Below are 1486 nucleotides of genomic sequence, written 5' to 3' on the forward strand. Positions count from 1 at the left end.
AGCCGCACAAGGAGATATTCTGATGGTTTATCCGCTGGCGGAGCAGAGACTGGCAGCAGAGCTTATCAATCCACGCCAGGAAGAAGCTGTCGTGATGGATATGGAGCTCTTTGCGCAAGCCGTAGTAGACGCCCATCAAAGCCTTGGCGCAACAACCGGCGGGGCTCTGGATCTGGCGAGCCTTCCAGTGCTGCTACGCGATATGAAGGGTGGTCAAACACTCCTAAAGGAAATCGGCCTGCAGGGGCGCTATTACACAAAGGTAGTGAACGGCAAGACATACGTGGTGTTTAAGGGATACTCCGCCTTGCGTGAGACCTTGAAGGGCACACGGTATCTGTCCACATCTCCCAAAGTCGTTGCCTTTGGCATAGGCCCGGAGGCACTTAAGTCAGCTGGACGCTCCAACGCAGTCATCATGATCACCTGTTATGTAGTGCTCGATGTGATGCAGTTCATCATGAGTGATGAGAAGCTCTATCATGAGCTGTTTGCTAACATCATTACAGATGTTGCCATTGGCACCGTGGCTTTGGCTGCAGGGACGCTGGCGGCTGGTTTGCTGGCTGGACTAACTGTGATCGCGCTTCCCGCCCTTGCAGTTGCTGGAGGAGCCATAGCCGTTGGAATGATCGCAGGTATAGCTTTAGCCGAACTCGACAAGGCATTTGGTATCCGGGAAAAACTTGGTCAAGCTTTGTACTGGACGGGTAAGGCAATTGCCCATGGAATTCAGGAGACTGGGCAGATTATTCGTGAAGCACAAGTTTCCATGCGCCAGAAAGTGGAAGAGTTTGAACGCCGCAGCAATAGTTTTTTGTACCGGCTAGAGCGTGAGATCATTTGGCACTTTGGCGGTTCAGATCTGTATAACCAGATCTACCGGAGGTAGCGATGTTTGACTGGTGTTTTGACCGCATTGAGAAATCCGCAAATTGGCTTGCTGCTGATCTCAAACGGACACATGTCGCAATGCTGTTTTTGGATTGTCTGGTTATCTTTCTGTGCTGGATCATCCTCTCTGACATCTTTCTTTTATTCGGACAGACACAGGACCTTCTGATTGTCCCACGCGGAAAGACCCAATGGGTTCTTGGAGGGCTTTGTCTTCCTGTTCTCCACTACGCTCTTACCCCTTGGGGCCAAAGATGGGTCAAGAGCTCGGTTAAAAGCTTTTCGGTCGTGTTCTTAACCGTTGCTGTTGGCGGGGTCTTTCTTGGGGTTGTGCTCACCGACTACGCCCGTACTCAGGCTATCGCAGCTGGATACCGCTCCTGTGACCAAACTTTCCTGAATGACTTTCAGCGCGATGACGAAACACTGGTTGCTCCCGGTGTGTTGTGTCCGCCGTCTTCCTCTGCTGGCAAACCGTATCCACCGCCGGAGGTGAGGCCCTAACGAAGCACGCCAGACCACTCTCAATACTTATGCTTCCTTTGTTTTTTCTTTTGCCAGTGAGTTTGTTATGAATGCTATTGTCCAAATC

At 51.3% G+C, this 1486-nt stretch carries 2 protein-coding genes; both read left to right on the forward strand.

Annotated elements, in window-relative coordinates; genetic code table 11:
• A partial coding sequence (locus PsW64_RS16495) for a hypothetical protein (protein WP_063304289.1) occupies nt 1-892 on the forward strand: 892 nt, incomplete at its 5' end.
• 2 nt (nt 893-894) lie between these two features.
• Nucleotides 895-1398, forward strand: a complete 504-nt coding sequence (locus PsW64_RS16500; RefSeq protein WP_063304290.1) for a hypothetical protein — start codon at nt 895-897, stop codon at nt 1396-1398.
• The last annotated feature ends 88 nt before the right edge of the window (nt 1399-1486 follow it).

Source organism: Pseudovibrio sp. W64, assembly GCF_001623145.1.
Lineage (GTDB): Bacteria > Pseudomonadota > Alphaproteobacteria > Rhizobiales > Stappiaceae > Pseudovibrio.